This is a genomic window from Streptomyces humicola (assembly GCF_024436035.1).
Lineage (GTDB): Bacteria > Actinomycetota > Actinomycetes > Streptomycetales > Streptomycetaceae > Streptantibioticus_B > Streptantibioticus_B humicola.
Genome location: NZ_JANFNG010000011.1, coordinates 1 through 15,431, shown reverse-complemented (window position 1 = coordinate 15,431; position 15,431 = coordinate 1). Strand labels below are relative to the sequence as shown.

Below are 15,431 nucleotides of genomic sequence, written 5' to 3'. Positions count from 1 at the left end.
GGACCCTCTTCACCTGCTCGCGCGCGACGCTCACGTTCCCAGGAGCCTCCCGCACGGCGCCGCTCACGTGAAGAGCGCCGTACCGACGGACCCAGGCCAGTTGGATCTCCATGGTGCATCGCCTGACGGGCCGGGTCACTCCGGACCGCACCCCGTGCACGCCTTATGCAGGACTTACATCCCGCGGTTCACCGACCAATCGCATGGATTTCGCCGGGTCATGCGGTGCGTCTCGCCGTGAGGCGCTGATGGAGGGTGAGCGCCGCCGCGTCGGTGAGAGACGCGATCTGGTCGACGACCACACGCAGCCGGGCGCGGTCGTCCGGCGCCGCGTCGTACAACCCGCGGAACTGCGGATCGAGCCCGTCGGGCACCCGGGCGAGCAGCGCCTCGGCCAACTCGGCGATGATGACGCGCTGTTCGGCGCGGCGCCGCTCCTGGTCCGCGCGCTGCATGACGTAGCGGTCCGCGACCGCCTTGAGAACGGCGCATTCCAGGCGTACCGGGCGGGGTACGACGAGCTGCGCCACGTACCGGGTGAGCCGGCCCGGCCCGTACGCTTCGCGTGTCGCGCGCTCGGCGGCGAGGCAGAAGCGGCCGATGAGCTGGGAGGTGGCGTCCTTCAGCCGGGCCTGGGCCAGCGCGGAGCCATCGTAGCCGTGCGGCCACCACTCCTGGTCGAGCAGCCGGTCGAGGGCGTCGGCCAGCTCGGCCGGTTCCGCGTCGGGCGCGTAGCGTTCGATGGCGACGGTGTAGATCTCGCGGCGCTCGGCCTCGGCGAGCAGCAGATTCGGGTCGAGGTGGCCGGCGTGCAGGCCGTCCTCTACGTCGTGGACGGAGTAGGCGACGTCGTCGGACCAGTCCATCACCTGGGCCTCGAAGCAGGCGCGGCCGTCCGGCGCACCGTTGCGCAGCCACGCGAAGACGGGTTTGTCGTCCTCGTACACCCCGAACTTGCGGGAGGACGGGTCGACGGGGTGACCGCCGCGCGGCCACGGGTACTTGGTGGCGGCATCCAGTGCCGCGCGGGTGAGGTTGAGGCCGACGCTCGCGATGCGGCCGTTCTCGTCGGCGGCGAAACGCTTGGGCTCGATCCGCGTCAGCAGGCGCAGCGACTGCGCGTTCCCCTCGAAACCGCCGCAGCTGCACGCCACTTCGGCGAGCGCCTTCTCACCGTTGTGGCCGAACGGAGGATGCCCCAGATCGTGTGCGAGGCACGCCGTCTCGACGAGGTCGGGATCGCAGCCGAGCGCGGCTCCCAACTCCCTCCCGACTTGGGCGCATTCGAGCGAGTGCGTCAGGCGGGTGCGCGGGCTGGTGTTGATCTCGGGCGCGGCGGCGGCCGGGTCGACCACCTGGGTCTTGCCGGCGAGGCGGCGCAGCGCGGCGGAGTGCAGCACGCGGGCGCGGTCGCGCTGGAACGCGGTGCGCCCGGGCCGCTTGTCGGGCTCGGGTACCCAACGCTGAATGGCCGCTTCGTCGTAGCGTCCGTCATGCGGTCCGTCGTGCGGAGCAGCGGGCATCGCCATTGCGGCAGCGTCTTGGTTCTCCCCCTGCACCGCGGGGGGACCCTCCCCCTGCACCGCGGGGGGACCCTCCCCCTGCACCGCGGGGGGACCCCCTCCCGCGCTCCGCGGACGGCCTGTCGTGCCGGAGGTGCGCCCCTCGACCGGAGCCTCGGCCGGTCTTCCCCTGCCATGCGGGGGGACCCCCTCCGCTTGCTCGCGTGCGTCGCTCACCGGGTGGTTCCCGTTCATACAGCGACGGTAACCGCAGTCGCCGACAGCCGCGCTCGTAGTGCGCCAGGCCGGGGCAACCCGGACAGGGACTGGGACAGGGACAGGGCCTAAGCCACTGCCACGGACGCCGTCCGCCGGGCGAGTGCCTCGTCGTAGCGGTGCAGCACCAGCCGGGCCATCGAGTCGTGAGCGCCGAGCGGGGCCGCGGCGATCCACGGCGCGGCGGAGGTGCAGTGGGCGGCGAAGCGTCCGGGAGCCGTGAAGTACGAGGCGATGGCCACCCGGTGACTGCCGTTCACCACCAGCGTGCGGACCGCATCGGCGACGGTGGGCCCGCCGGCGGAGGCGACGGCCGGCACCACCGGCAGCCCGTCGAGGCGCGCGCTGAGCAGCGCGGCGGTACGGGCGGCGTCGGCGGCCGAGTCCGGATCGCGTGACCCCGCCGCGGCGAGCACCACGGCGGCCCGCCGGCTCCTGCGGAAACCGGCCTCCACCAGCCGCGAGTGCAGTGCCTCGGCGAGCAGTGGGTGCGGGCCGAGCGGGGCCGCGATCCGCCCGGTCAGGTGCGGGGCGCGGGCCAGCGCCTCAGGCAGGTCGTGCTTGACGTGATAGCCACGGCCGAGCAGCAGCGGTACGAGGACCACTTCGCCGCGCAGCGACGCCAGGGTGTCGCTGAGCAGCGGCTCGGACAGCTCGATGTGACCGAGGCGCAGGGGGATGCCGGGCCGCAGTGCCCGTACCCGCTCCAGCAGCGCCCGCACGGTACGGGACGCCTCGGGGTCGCGGCTGCCATGGCCCACGGCCACCAGCGTCGCGGGCCGGCGGCGGGGCGGGGAGACGCGGGTGAGCTGGGTGTTCAGCTGCGCGGTGATCAGGCTCATGAGACGGCCGGTGCTGTCGAAGGGGACCGTGGAGGGCGGAACCGCGGAGATCGAATCCGTCATGCACAAAGTGTTGCGGCGGGTGGTTGCGAGCGCGTTGCACTCAGGTGTCGACCCGTTTCGAAGTCATCACCGCGGGCATTTCCCGCGCCGGGAGCGCCAGTCGCCGCCGGCGCGGCGGCCTGAGGCGAGCAGCTCCTGCCGGATCGGACCTGCGGCGAGGTACACCCAGGCCCGCCGCGCACCGTCCCCGCACCGCACCTCGCGCACGACGCGCTCGTAGAGGTTGCCGGGCGCGCCGGGCACGTACTCCTCGAGCCGGTCGAGGTCGGCGAGGACCTCGTCGTAGGCCTCCGGCAGCGGCTCGACCAGCTCGCCGTGCACCCGCCCGGCGCCGCGTGGATCGTCGACCGCGTAGGGGTAGCCGGGCCCGTCGAACAGCAGCGTCCCCGGCAGCACGGCGGCCTCCACGGACGCGACGCGCCCCCTCAGCACCCGGTCGTGATTGCGCTCACCGGGACGCAACGTGCCGTAGACGAAGAAGGGCAGGCAGGCCGGACGCATACCGCCATCATCGCCGACCGGGCGGCGCACGACGGCGCATCACTCACCCGTGAGCCCCCCTTTGCCCCCGCGTAACATTCCCGGTCCGGCCGCGAAACACCGCCGGCCCAGGCTGGAGGCCATGCCCATGACCGACGCGCTCGCGAGCGGGACCGCGACCGGGACCGCGACCCACTGCCCGTACTGCGCGCTGCAGTGCGGCATGACGTTGCGCCCCTCGGCCGCCGGCCCCGGGCTCGACGTCACCGAGCGCCCCGACTTCCCCGTCAACAAGGGCGCCCTGTGCGGGAAGGGCCGCACCGCGCCGGCCTTGCTCTCCGCGCGGGTGCGGCTGACCGAGCCGCTGGTGCGCAACCGCGACAGCGGCCGGCTGGAGCCGGCGAGCTGGGACGAGGCGCTGGACGCGGTCGCCGAAGGCCTCACGCGTGCCGCGCAGGCGCACGGCCGGGACGCGGTCGCCGTCTTCGGCGGCGGCGGTCTGACCAACGAGAAGGCGTACTCGCTGGGGAAGTTCGCCCGGCTCGTGCTCGGCACCTCGCAGATCGACTACAACGGCCGGTTCTGCATGTCGTCCGCGGCCGCCGCCCACCAGCGCGCCTTCGGCCTCGACCGCGGCCTGCCGTTCCCGCTCGAGGACGTCGCGGCCACCGGATGTCTGGTTCTCGTCGGTTCCAACCTCGCCGAGACGATGCCTCCCGCGCTGCGGTACATCACCGAACTGCGCAGGCGCGGGGGCACGTTGATCGTCATCGACCCGCGCCGCACCAGGACCGCCGAGCAGGCCGATCTGCATCTGCAGCCCCGCCCCGGCACCGATCTGGCGCTCGCCCTGGGCATCCTGCACCTGGTGGTGGCGGACGGCAGGACCGACGAGGCGTTCATAGCCGAGCGCACCACGGGCTGGCCGCAGGCGCGGGCGGCGGCGATGGCGCACTGGCCTGAGCTGGTGGAGCGGATCACTGGCGTACCGGTGCCCCAGCTGCGGGCCGCGGCCGCCATGTTCTGCGACGCCCCCACCTCCATGGTGCTCACCGCCCGCGGCCCCGAGCAGCAGTCGAAGGGGACGGACACCGTCGGCGCGTGGATCAATCTGTGCCTGGCCACCGGCCGCGCGGGCCGCCCGCTGTCCGGTTACGGCTGCCTGACCGGCCAGGGCAACGGGCAGGGCGGACGCGAACACGGCCAGAAGGCCGACCAGTTGCCCGGCTACCGCAAGCTCGACGACCCGGCGGCGCGGGCGCACGTCGCGGAGGTGTGGGGGGTGGATCCGGACGTTCTTCCCGCGCCCGGGCGCAGCGCGTACGAGCTGCTCGACGCGCTCGGCGGCGACATCAAGGCGCTGCTGGTCTCCGGCTCCAACCCGGTGGTCTCCGCCCCGCGCGCGGCCCACGTCGAACGGCGGCTGCGGGCGCTGGACTTCCTCGCCGTCGCCGACGTCGTGCTCTCCGAGACGGCGGCGCTCGCGGACGTCGTGCTTCCGGTGGCGCAGTGGGCGGAGGAGTCGGGGACGACGACCAATCTCGAAGGGCGGGTGCTGCTGCGCCGCAAGGCCGTCGAACCGCCGCCGGGTGTGCGCACCGATCTGGAGGTGCTGGGCGCGCTCGCCACGCGCCTGGGGTGGGAGAAGGGTTTCCCGGCCGACCCGCAGGAGGTCTTCGACGAGCTGCGGCGCGCCTCGGCGGGCGGCCCCGCGGACTACTCGGGCATCTCCTACCGCCGTATCGCCGAGGAGGACGGCGTCTTCTGGCCGTGCGCCGAGGGGTCCGAGGGCACCCGCCGGCTCTTCCTCGACGGTTTCGCCACACCCGACGGGCGGGCGCGGTTCGCGGAGGTCTCGCACCGCCCGTCGGCTGAGGAGCCGGACGCCGACTATCCGCTCTACCTGACCACGGGCCGGGTCCTCGCCCAGTACCAGTCGGGCGCCCAGACGCGTCGTGTGGAGACGCTCAACAAGGCCGCGCCCGGCCCGTTCGTGGAACTGCACCCGCGGCTCGCCGCACAGCTGGGCGTCGGCGACGGGGACCCGGTCGCCGTCACCAGCCGCAGAGGGCGGGCCGTCGCCCCGGCCCGGATCAGCCGGGGCATACGTGACGACACGGTCTTCATGCCGTTCCACTGGCCCGGCGAGGGCCGCGCCAACACGCTGACCAATCCTGCGCTTGACCCCACCTCCCGGATGCCGGAGTTCAAGGTCTGCGCGGTGCGGGTCGAGGCGGCTACTTGAGGAAGAAAAGGACGAAGACGACGAAGGCCAGCCCGGACGGCAGCCCGATGATGAACGCGGGTCCGACCCACGGGCGGTAGAGCGGATCCGGCGGTGGCGGCTCGTAGGGCGCGATGGTGACGAGCTGCTCCTCATCGTCATCATCGTCATCGTCGTCCGCCATACAGCAAGCCTACGGACCGCAGCAGGCGTCGGTGCGCAACCGGTCGCCGACCGCGAGCCACAAGGCGTCGTCCGCCTGCTGCGGCCCCGCGCCCGCACCCTGGCCGGCACCCGGGCCTGTGCCTGTGGCGAAGGCGCTCACCAGATCCTGCTGACGGTGGACGACGCCGTCGCGCAACACCATGGAGGTGCGCACCAGGTCGGAGAAGTCGTGGAAAGGGTTGCCGTCGATCACGGTCAGGTCGGCGACCTTGCCCGGCTCGACGGTGCCGAGATCGTCGCTGACGCCGAAGAGCCGGGCCGGGGCCGCCGTGGCGGTGCGCAGCGCCTGTGCGGGTGTCAGCCCCGCGTACTGGTGCAGGGCGCGCAGCGCGAGGTGCAGGTGCAGTCCGACGGGGACGAGCGCGGTGTCCGTGCCGAGGACGAGCATGCCGCCGTCGTCCATGATCCTCCGGTAGACCCCCATCTCCCGCTGCAGCGCGGTCAGCTCGGTCCCGGTCGGGGCACGGCCGGCGTCCTTCTTGATCTTGGCGGCGTCCCACGGCGGCATCAGGACCGTGACCCGCGGGTCGTCGGCGAGGGCCGGGGCGGCGCCGACCAATGGTGAGGCGGTGAACGGGGTGACGAGGAGCTGGAACTCGCCGTCGTGGTACAGCTCCAGGATGTCCCGGTACGAACGGCGTGTGGCAGAGCTCGCGTGGCCGAACTCAAGGCGCTGGGTGGCCTGCAGATGGGTGGTCAGGTCCTGGCCGACCCCGAGGCCGGGCGCGCACAGGTGCCCGCCCGCGAGCACCCCCAGGCGCTCGTGAGCGGTGCGCGCCGCCTCCGCCATGATCCAGCTGGGCGCCCGCACATACGTCTTGACGAAGTCGTAGTCGAGGGCGACGGCGCGGTCGAGGGTGCGCCGCACACCGTCCTCGGTGCAGTGAATGCGGCAGTGGCTGTACGCGGTACGGCTGCCGTCGATCAACTCTCCCGTGGCGAACAGCCGCGGACCGGTCATGGCCTGCGCCGCCAAGGACTCGCGCAGCCGCACCTCCTCGTAGGCGAAGCCACCCATCGAGACGTTGGCGGTGATGCCGTAGGCGAGCATCAGGCTGTTCTGGCGGCCGCCGTAGCAGTACTGCCACGGGTGGGTGTGGGAATCCCACAGCCCGGGGATCACGGTGGCCTTCGATGCGTCGATCTGCCGTTCGCCGGCGCGGCGGGCGCCGGGCCGGTGCTGCTCCACGGCCGTGATGCGGTTGCCGCTGATGACGATGTCCACGTCCTCCTGGACGGTCTCGCCGGTGCCGTCCCACAGACGTCCGGCGTGCACCCTGGTGATCTGGGTGCGCGGCGGCAGCCGGCGCTGCCAGCGCAGCGGTACGGCGACGGTGCGCCGCTCGCGGCCGTCCCTGCCGATCAGGCACAACTCCCCGCCCGAGAGGTAGAGCAGGCTGCGGGAGTCTCCGGACCAGGAGGGGTGGTCGGCCGGTTCGTCGGTGAGTCGGCGCGGCTCACCGGCCGGTGTGCCGTCGGGGTGGACCGGGAGCACCCACAGGGCGGACTCCATGATGATCGCCATGGAGGCGCCGTCCGGGGACCACACGGGCCCGCAGTCACCGCGGTCGGAGATCCCGGCGTGAGGAAGCGGCAAGTACGCCGTGGCCTTTCCGGTGTGGGTGTCGACGACGCGGATGAGGTTGTAGCCCTCCCGGAAGCGGTGGTTGAGGCGGTTGCGGTCGCAGATGGCCACGTGCTGCCCGTCGCGCGACCAGCTGGGCCGGCCGGGAAGGCCGCCGCCGCCGAGCGGGGAGACGAGCTCGCGCTCCGCCCCGCCCCCGAGGTGACGGATCAACACAGTCCCGTTGACGTTCTGGCATGCGAGCACGGTGCCGTCGCGGGAGAGCGCGGGGTTGAGCCTGCCGCCGGTGGCCAGGACCGTGTCGGCGCCGTCGTCGAGACGCACCCGGTGGACGGCGAACAGCCCCCGGGGGTCGTCGTCGCAGGCGTAGAGAACGGAACGGCCGTCCGGCGCCCACGATGGCATCTGCAGGTAGCGGGAGGCGGGGGCCTGGACGAGCTTGCGGGGGCGCCCGCCGATCCTCATCACCCACAGCGCGTCGAGGGCGACGAAGGCGACCGTCGTACCGTCCGGCGACAGCGCCGGGTGCTGGATGCCGCGCACCGGCTCCGAGGTCATCGGGCCCGTGGCGTCGAAGGACTGACGCTTGCGGCGGTAGCGCAGGCGGGGCACGTCGAGCCGGGCCGTGAAGGGGATCTCCTCGGCGGCGGCGGCCGCTCGCCCGGGGGAGGGCCGAGTGTGCCTCACCCGCAGCCGCCCGTCGGCGACGTAATACAACTCCCCCGCCGGGCCCCAGCTCGGCGGCGTCGGGGAGACGTCCTCCCCCGCGGTGACAGCCGTCCCGTCCACGCACAGCTGCGAGCCGCTCGCGCCCTCGGGCAGACGGCCGGGACCGAGGCGGACGTAAGCGATCCGGCCGTCGCTGCTGACGGACGGGCAGAAGACCGCGCCGTCCTGTTCGGTGCGCTGCACCGTGACCGCGCCGCCCGCCGCCGGCACCGCCGCGATGGTCCGCCCGCCCTTGCGTTCGACGTCGTCCGTGACCTCGGCTCGGACGAAGCAGACCGTGCGGCCGTCCGGGTGCCACGCCGGGTCGTAGTCCTCGAACGGACCGTCGGTGAGGCGGTGCAGCTCACCGCTGCGTACGTCGACGGTCCAGATGCTGTACGAGCTGCCCGTCACGTCGTCGCCGCCGCGCTCCGAGGCGAAGGCGAGCCGCCTGCCGTCGGGCGACCACGACACGCCGCGGTCGTCCCACGGCCCGCTGGTGAGCTGTCGCAGCCCGGTGCCGTCGGGCGCCATCGTCCACAGGTGGAAGCCTCCGCCCTTGTAGGCGCAGAACGCCACCGTGGAACCGTCCGGCGACCAGACCGGGCGGGTCGGCTCCAGGTCGGGGGCGGTGAGTGCGGTCGCCTCGCCGCCTTCGGGCGGCAGCGCCCACAGGACTCCCTGGATCTCCAGGATCAACCGGTCCCCGGCCGGCGAGACGGCCACCGAGGCGTTGGTTCCCTCGGTGAAGGTGACCGTGCGGCTGCCGGAGGGGGGACGGGTCCGGGGCGCGGACCGCGGGCCGAGCGCCGTTCCCGCCCCCGAGAGCGCGGCGGCCCGTACGAAGCCCCGCCGCGTCATCCCGTCGGGCAGCGTCCCCTCCGCAGGTGTCCGGTTGTCACTCGGCATATCGATCGGCTTCATTTCTGCTCCAATGCGACGGGCTTCGTGCGAACACCGGCATCAGCCGGTCTGGGACCGGTCGTGCACGGCGAGCGTGAGCTGGCGGTCCATCCAGAGGACGACCTCGGGGTACTCCGACAGCCACGTCTGGAAGTTGTGGCCGCCCTCGTCCCGGATCAGCGTGGTGACCCGGGTCGGTGGCCTCGCCTTCGCGGCGAACGTCAGAGTCGGGCCATAGTTCTCCTCGCCCTTCCTGCTGCTCGACACGAGCAGCGAGACCGGCGGCGGGGGCATGTGTTCGAGACGCCACGTCAGGTCGTTCTCCCTCCTGACCTGGGCGTTGCCGCCGTAGAGATCACCCGTCTGGCCGTCGCGGCGGGCGAAGTAGTCCGCGGACAGGCCTGCGGCCGCGCCGTAGCGGACCGGGTTGGTCATGGCGAACTTCAGCGCGCAGTAGCCGCCCGTCGAGTCGCCGACGGCGCCCCAGGTACCGGGAGCTCCCGTGGTGCGGTAGTGGCCTGCGACGGCCATGGGAAGGTCCTGGTTGAAGAAGGTCAGCGCCTGCGAGCCGCCGGGGATGTCGGTGCAGTTGGTGTCGCGGCCGGGCACGACGGCCGGGCGCGCCAACACGTAGATCACCGGCTGGATCTTCTTCGTCCTGATGTCGTCGGAGACGGTGCGCGGAATGTCGAGTTCGGTGATCAGATTCTTGGCGACGCCCGGGTAGCCGGTGAGAGCGACGACGACCGGGAAGTGGTCGTACTCATGTCCCTTCTGGAAGTACTGCGGGGGCAGATAGACGTAGCCGTCGGTTGTCAGCCCGGAGGCGGCGCCGTGGAAGGTCACCGCCTCGACCAGGCCGGCCCGCTCCCTGCCGCCCTTGAGGCGGGCGTCCCGGAAGGTGCCGGTGACGGTGAGGGCGGCCGGCCGGCCGGCCGGGGCACCGGGTTCGTCCAGGGTCTGTTTGCCCTCGGCCTGGCCGAGCAGGTCGTTCCAGGAGGAGTAGAAGCCGTAGGTGTCGTTGGCGGCGACCAGCAGCAGGGCCATGATCGAGACCTGGGTGGCCGCGAGCATTCCCAGCCGTCCGAGCCAGGCAGCGGGGCCCTGGCCCGCGGCGCGGGGCCACAGCCACAGCGTCCCGGCGATCATCGCCGTCGCGATGACCGCCAGTGCTATGAAGAAGATCTTGGACGTGAGACCCACATTGGAGTCTTCCGGGCCCGCCGGCTGGTGACACGCCTTGTCACCCGCCTGACACTCGGTCGTTCATGCGATCACACGAACGGGGGAGGCCGATCTCACCACGGCCCGGGAGTCGCGCTGAGGTCACCGTTGCGCGGGGGAAACGGGCGGGATGCGGGCAGGTAACAGCCCTATCGCAGTCTTCACATGTGCTGACGAAAACCTCCGCCTCCACGCGCCATCGCGTCACCGTCATCGGTGGCGGGGTCGCCGGCGCCCGGCTGGCCTACCAGCTGCGGGCCGCCGGTGACGGCTGCGAGGTCACAGTGATCGGGGAGGAGGCGCACGCCCCCTACAACCGGGTGCTGCTCGCCGACGTGCTCGCCGGACGGTACGCACCGGAGGTCGTGTCGCTGCCGGAGGCGCCCGGTATGCGGCGCGGGGTGCGGGCGGTCCGCATCGACCGGGACGAGCGCCGCGTCGTGTGCGACGACGGCTCGCTCGTCCCCTACGACACGCTCGTCCTCGCCACCGGCTCCAACCCGGTGCTGCCGCCGCTGCGCGGCCTGTTGGCGTCTGGTGAGAGCGGGCTGCCCGACGGTGTGCACGCCTTCAGGACCATGGACGACTGCCTGGCGCTCGCCGCCGCCACCCGCCCGGGGGTACGGGCCGTGGTGGTCGGCGGCGGCCTGCTCGGGGTGTCGGCGGCGCGTGCGCTCGCCGCGCGCGGTGCCCAGGTGGTGCTGGCCCAGCAGGGCGAGCACCTGATGGAACACCACCTCGACGCGATGGCCGCAGCACTGGTCCGCAGTCACCTGGAGGCACTCGGCGTCGAGGTCCACCTCGAATGCCGCGTGCGCGGCCTGACCGGCACGGCCAGGGCGCGCGCCGTCGAACTCGCCGACGGATACCGGCTCGACACCGACGTCGTCGTCCTCGCCTGCGGAGTGCGGCCGCGCGTCGGGCTCGCCCACGCCGCGGGACTGGACGTGGAGCGCGGCGTCCTCGTCGACGACCGGCTCCGCAGCTCCGACCCGCGCATCCGGGCCATCGGCGACTGCGCCGAGCACGAGGGCGTCGTCTACGGCCTCGCCGGACCCGCTATCGACCAGGCGGACCTGCTGGCGCGGCTGCTCACCGGCGGCCAGGAGAGCGCACCGCAGCTCGGCTACGCCGGAACGCGTGCCCTCACCCGGCTCACGCTCCCCGGCCCGTCCGCACACTCCCCGCTGGACATCGCCACCTTCGGCACCCCCGTGCCGGTCGCAGGCGACGACGTACTGCGGCTCTCCGACGCCACCCGCGGCGTCTACCGCAAGGTCGTGCTCCGCGACGACCGGCTCATCGGCGGAATCCTGCTGGGCGACCTCACCACCGTCGGCGCACTCGCCCGCACCTGGGAGGACGACGAGCCGATCGCATCGGACTCCTCACCGCTCCACCTGCTCACCCACGACGGAGGCTCATCGTCATGACCGCTGCCGCGAACCCGCCCACGATCGTGCAGATCGGCCACGGGATGGTCGGGCACCGCTTCCTCGAGGCCCTCGCCGACCGGCGCGTCCCCGACCGTGCGCGCGTGGTGGTGCTGTGCGAGGAGCCGCGTCCCGCGTACGACCGCGTACAGCTGACCTCCTACTTCTCCGGCCGCACCCCCGACGAACTCTCCCTGGTAGAGGCGGAGTTCATGACCCGGCACGGGATCGAACTGCACACCGGCGACCCGGCCGTCGCCATCGACCGGGCAGCGCGCACCGTCACCGCGCGCTCCGGCCTCACCGTCACCTACGACACACTCGTCCTCGCCACCGGCTCCTACCCCTTCGTCCCGCCCGTGCCCGGCAAGGACGCCGAAGGGTGCTTCGTCTACCGCACCATCGAGGACCTGCTCGCCATCGAGGAATACGCGGCGGGCTCGCGGACCGGCGCCGTGGTCGGCGGCGGGCTGCTGGGCCTGGAGGCCGCGGGTGCGCTCAAAGGACTGGGACTGACCACCCACGTGGTGGAGTTCGCACCCCGGCTGATGCCGGTGCAGGTCGACGAGGGCGGCGGCGAGGCGCTGCGCCGCACCATCGAGGGGATGGGCGTCGAGGTCCACACGGGCGTCGGCACGCAGGAGATCGTCACTGGCGAGAACGGCTCGGTCGTCGCGATGAACCTCTCCGACGGCTCGGTGCTCGACACCGATCTCGTCGTCTTCTCCGCAGGCGTGCGCCCGCGCGACCAGCTGGCCCGCGAGTGCGGTCTGCCGGTGGGCGAGCGCGGCGGCATCGTCGTCGACGCACAGTGCCGCACGCCCGAGGACGAACACGTCTACGCCATCGGCGAGTGCGCGCTCGCGGCGGACGGCCGGGTCTACGGACTCGTCGCCCCCGGCTACGACATGGCCGAGACGGCCGCCAAGGCGATAGCGGGCGAGACCGGCGGATCGTTCACCGGCGCCGACACCTCGACCAAGCTGAAGCTGCTCGGCGTCGACGTCGCCAGCTTCGGCGACGCGCACGGCACCACCCCTGGCTGCCTCGACGTCCACTACTCCGACTCCCGCGCCGGCATTTACAAGAAACTGGTCGTCGGCGAGGACGGCACCCTCCTCGGCGGCGTGCTGGTCGGGGACGCCGACGCATACGGGATGCTTCGGCCGCTGACCGGCTCCGTACCGCCGCTGGCGCCCGAACAGCTGGTGCTGCCGTCCGGCGCCGGGGCCCCTGCGGCGCTGGGCCCGTCCGCGCTCCCCGACGACGCGGTGATCTGCAACTGCCTGGGCGTCACCAAGGGCGCCATCCGGGCCGCCGTCACCGAGCACGAATGCACCACCGTCCCCGAGGTGAAGAAGTGCACCAAGGCCGGCACCGGCTGCGGCAGCTGCGTGAAGATGCTCACCACGCTCGTCAACGAGGAGCTCGAAGCCGGTGGCATCACCGTCGACAAGGGGCTGTGCGGCTGCTTCGTCCACACCCGCGCCGAGTTGTACGAGATCGTGCGCGCGCTGCGCATCGCCTCGTACGCCGAACTCCTCGACCAGCACGGGCGGGAGGAGGCGCGCGGCGGTGAGGGCTGCGAGACCTGCAAGCCCGCCGTCGCCTCGATCATCGCCTCGCTCGCGCCGACGATCGGCGCCGGCGGATACGTCCTCGACGGCGAACAGGCCGCGCTGCAGGACACCAACGACCACTTCCTCGCCAACCTGCAGAAGAACGGCTCCTACTCGATCGTCCCGCGCGTCCCCGGCGGTGAGATCACCCCCGAGAAACTCATCGTCATCGGCGAGGTCGCCCGCGACTTCGGCCTTTACACGAAGATCACCGGCGGCCAGCGGATCGATATGTTCGGCGCCCGGGTCGACCAACTCCCGCTGATCTGGGCCCGCCTCGTGGACGCCGGGTTCGAATCCGGCCACGCCTACGGCAAGGCGCTGCGCACGGTGAAGTCCTGCGTCGGCCGGACATGGTGCCGCTACGGCGTGCAGGACAGCGTGCGGATGGCCATCGACCTGGAACTGCGCTACCGGGGTCTACGCTCCCCGCACAAGCTGAAGTCGGCCGTCTCCGGCTGCGCCCGCGAGTGCGCCGAGGCGCGCGGCAAGGACTTCGGCGTCATCGCCACGTCCAATGGCTGGAACCTGTACGTGGGCGGCAACGGCGGCGCCGACCCCCGCCACGCCGACCTGCTGGCGCAGGACCTCAGCGACGCAGAGCTGATCCGCCTCATCGACCGGTTCCTGATGTTCTACATCCGCACAGCCGACCGCCTGGAACGCACCAGCGCCTGGCTGGAGCGGATCGACGGCGGACTGGACCACGTACGCGACGTGGTTGTCCACGACTCGCTCGGCATCTGCGACGAGCTGGAGGCACTGATGGCCGATCACGTGGCGAACTACCGGGACGAATGGGCGGAGACGCTGAACGACCCGGACCGGCTGCGCCGCTTCGTCTCCTTCGTCAACGCCCCCGACGCGCCCGACCCGTCCGTCCGCTTCGTCCCCGAGCGGGACCAGATCAAACCGGATCTGGAGATCCTCGCCGGGCCCACTCTTCCCGTCCGCACGCTCGAAGGGACACCGTCCGCATGACCACGCTCTCCGTAGAGACCGTAGAGGCCGTAGAGACCGCCGCACAGACCGCCACCGTGGAGCTGCGCGTGGACGGTGCGTGGGTCGGCGTCTGCGACCTGTCCCTGCTCACCCCGGGCCGCGGCGTCGCCGCGCTGCTGCCCGACGGCCGCCAGGTCGCCGTCTTCCGCGACCGCAACGGCGGGCTCCACGCCATCGCCAACCGCGACCCGTTCACCGGCGCCTACGTGCTCTCCCGCGGCCTGCTCGGCTCGGCCTCGGGGCGCCCCTTCGTCGCCTCGCCGCTACTGAAGCAACGTTTCGACCTGCAGACGGGCCGATGCCTCGACGACGAGAACGTGACGATCGCGGCGTACGAAACGCGTACGAGTCACGGGTGACCGTCGGCGCTGCGCGCGGCGCTCACGTTACCGTTGCCGTGTGCATATGATCGCTTCGGCTGTGTGGAACCCGAGCGGCGGCCAGGGGTTGCGGCAACTGGCCGAGCTCGGTCTTGCCCTGGTGCTCTCCACGCTGATCGGCCTGGAGCGCGCGGTCCAGCAGAAGAGCGCGGGCCTGCGCACCCACACGCTGGTGGGCGTAGGTGCGGCGCTGTTCATGGAGGTCTCGCAGCACGGCTTCAACAACGTCCTGGGCATGCAGCATGTCGCCCTCGACCCCTCCCGGGTCGCCGCCCAGATCGTCACCGGCATCGGCTTCATCGGCGGCGGCCTGATCTTCGTGCGCCGCGACGCGGTGAAGGGGCTCACCACCGCCGCGACCATCTGGCTGACGGCCGCCATCGGCATGGCCTGCGGCGGCGGCCTGGCCCTGCTCGCCGTCGCCGTCACCGCCGGCCACTTCCTCATCATCCGCGGATATCCGCTGATCACCCGCCACTTCCCGGCGGTGACCGCGCCCGAACAGGCCGATCTGCAGCTCACGTACCGCGCGGGCCGCGGCGTGCTCACACGCATCCTTGAGCACTGCACGGGTGCCGGCTTCCGGGTGATGGACGTCCGCGTCGAGCACGCCCCATGGCGCGAGGGCGCCGAGGAGGCGGAACGGGGTACGGGCACCACGGAGGTCCAGCTCTCCATCGAGGGCACGGGATCCATCCACCATCTCGTGACGCGGCTCGCGGAGGTGGACGGCGTGATCAGCGTCTGGTCCCCGACGGGCAACGGGGCGTACTGAGTACCCCGTGCGTCCCGTGTCTCGGCTTGCGTCAGGTGTTTTCCCCGCCGCCCGCCCGTTGCGGTGACGCTGCGCTGGGCGTTCTGCGGCCGGTTCGCCCGTTCCCCGCGGTTGCGGCTGGGGTGGGGGTTTTTCCCCGCCGCCCGCCCGTTGCCGTGATCGGGTGGGTCACGAGGGCGCTGCGTGGGTG

11 protein-coding genes are annotated in these 15,431 nt (G+C 72.4%); 5 read left to right on the top strand and 6 right to left on the bottom strand.

Going from position 1 to position 15,431, the window contains the following annotated elements; genetic code table 11:
* Window positions 1-218: 218 nt before the first annotated feature.
* From NGB36_RS15825 to NGB36_RS15815, 3 genes are all read right to left on the bottom strand, one after another.
* A complete protein-coding gene (locus NGB36_RS15825; protein ID WP_372509454.1) occupies window positions 219-1,529 on the bottom strand; it encodes a deoxyguanosinetriphosphate triphosphohydrolase in 1,311 nt (436 codons plus the stop codon).
* A 317-nt stretch (window positions 1,530-1,846) separates the two neighbouring features.
* The gene (locus NGB36_RS15820) at window positions 1,847-2,683 is read right to left on the bottom strand and encodes a sirohydrochlorin chelatase (protein WP_255920929.1); all 837 of its coding nucleotides are present in this window, start codon (window positions 2,681-2,683) and stop codon (window positions 1,847-1,849) included.
* A gap of 66 nt (window positions 2,684-2,749) precedes the next feature.
* Entirely contained in the window at window positions 2,750-3,184 is a 435-nt protein-coding gene (locus tag NGB36_RS15815; protein WP_255920928.1) for a gamma-glutamylcyclotransferase family protein, read from the bottom strand.
* A gap of 121 nt (window positions 3,185-3,305) precedes the next feature.
* On the opposite strand from NGB36_RS15815, the gene NGB36_RS15810 reads away from it, so the two are divergent.
* Window positions 3,306-5,408, top strand: a complete 2,103-nt coding sequence (locus NGB36_RS15810; protein WP_255920927.1) for a molybdopterin oxidoreductase family protein — start codon at window positions 3,306-3,308, stop codon at window positions 5,406-5,408.
* Here NGB36_RS15810 and NGB36_RS15805 read toward each other — a convergent pair.
* Genes NGB36_RS15805 through NGB36_RS15795 form a run of 3 tightly spaced genes read right to left on the bottom strand, consistent with a single transcriptional unit; the run spans window position 5,401 to window position 10,011 of the window.
* Complete coding sequence (locus NGB36_RS15805; protein WP_255920926.1) at window positions 5,401-5,571, bottom strand: hypothetical protein; 171 nt, start codon at window positions 5,569-5,571, stop codon at window positions 5,401-5,403. The genes NGB36_RS15810 and NGB36_RS15805 overlap by 8 nt on opposite strands.
* A gap of 9 nt (window positions 5,572-5,580) precedes the next feature.
* Window positions 5,581-8,829: an LpqB family beta-propeller domain-containing protein gene (locus NGB36_RS15800; RefSeq protein ID WP_255920925.1), complete on the bottom strand. Its 3,249-nt coding sequence runs from the start codon at window positions 8,827-8,829 to the stop codon at window positions 5,581-5,583.
* Between the two features lie 39 nt (window positions 8,830-8,868).
* On the bottom strand, window positions 8,869-10,011 hold the full coding sequence (locus NGB36_RS15795; protein ID WP_255920924.1) for an alpha/beta hydrolase: 1,143 nt from the start codon (window positions 10,009-10,011) through the stop codon (window positions 8,869-8,871).
* A gap of 188 nt (window positions 10,012-10,199) precedes the next feature.
* Between NGB36_RS15795 and NGB36_RS15790 the strand changes: the two genes are divergently transcribed.
* From NGB36_RS15790 to NGB36_RS15775, 4 genes are read left to right on the top strand one after another with little or no spacing between them, the layout of a single operon-like run.
* A complete protein-coding gene (locus NGB36_RS15790) occupies window positions 10,200-11,465 on the top strand; it encodes an NAD(P)/FAD-dependent oxidoreductase (RefSeq protein WP_255920923.1) in 1,266 nt (421 codons plus the stop codon).
* Window positions 11,462-14,065 carry a nitrite reductase large subunit NirB gene (gene nirB / locus NGB36_RS15785; protein ID WP_255920922.1) on the top strand — a complete coding sequence of 868 codons (2,604 nt, stop codon included), beginning with the start codon at window positions 11,462-11,464 and terminating at the stop codon, window positions 14,063-14,065. Before NGB36_RS15790 ends, nirB begins: the two co-directional genes overlap by 4 nt.
* Window positions 14,062-14,445, top strand: a complete 384-nt coding sequence (nirD, locus tag NGB36_RS15780) for a nitrite reductase small subunit NirD (RefSeq protein WP_255920921.1) — start codon at window positions 14,062-14,064, stop codon at window positions 14,443-14,445. The genes nirB and nirD overlap by 4 nt, the downstream gene beginning before the upstream one ends.
* Before the next feature lie 46 nt (window positions 14,446-14,491).
* On the top strand, window positions 14,492-15,241 hold the full coding sequence (locus tag NGB36_RS15775) for an MgtC/SapB family protein (protein ID WP_255921090.1): 750 nt from the start codon (window positions 14,492-14,494) through the stop codon (window positions 15,239-15,241).
* The last annotated feature ends 190 nt before the right edge of the window (window positions 15,242-15,431 follow it).

Coding starts and splice junctions, on each gene's coding strand:
- NGB36_RS15775 (WP_255921090.1), top strand. CDS start 14,492: ATGATCGCTTCGGCTGTGTGGAACCCGAGCGGCGGCCAGGGGTTGCGG.
- NGB36_RS15820 (WP_255920929.1), bottom strand. CDS start 2,683: ATGACGGATTCGATCTCCGCGGTTCCGCCCTCCACGGTCCCCTTCGAC.
- NGB36_RS15815 (WP_255920928.1), bottom strand. CDS start 3,184: ATGCGTCCGGCCTGCCTGCCCTTCTTCGTCTACGGCACGTTGCGTCCC.
- NGB36_RS15800 (WP_255920925.1), bottom strand. CDS start 8,829: ATGAAGCCGATCGATATGCCGAGTGACAACCGGACACCTGCGGAGGGG.
- NGB36_RS15825 (WP_372509454.1), bottom strand. CDS start 1,529: ATGGCGATGCCCGCTGCTCCGCACGACGGACCGCATGACGGACGCTAC.
- nirD (WP_255920921.1), top strand. CDS start 14,062: ATGACCACGCTCTCCGTAGAGACCGTAGAGGCCGTAGAGACCGCCGCA.
- NGB36_RS15810 (WP_255920927.1), top strand. CDS start 3,306: ATGCCCATGACCGACGCGCTCGCGAGCGGGACCGCGACCGGGACCGCG.
- nirB (WP_255920922.1), top strand. CDS start 11,462: ATGACCGCTGCCGCGAACCCGCCCACGATCGTGCAGATCGGCCACGGG.
- NGB36_RS15805 (WP_255920926.1), bottom strand. CDS start 5,571: ATGGCGGACGACGATGACGATGATGACGATGAGGAGCAGCTCGTCACC.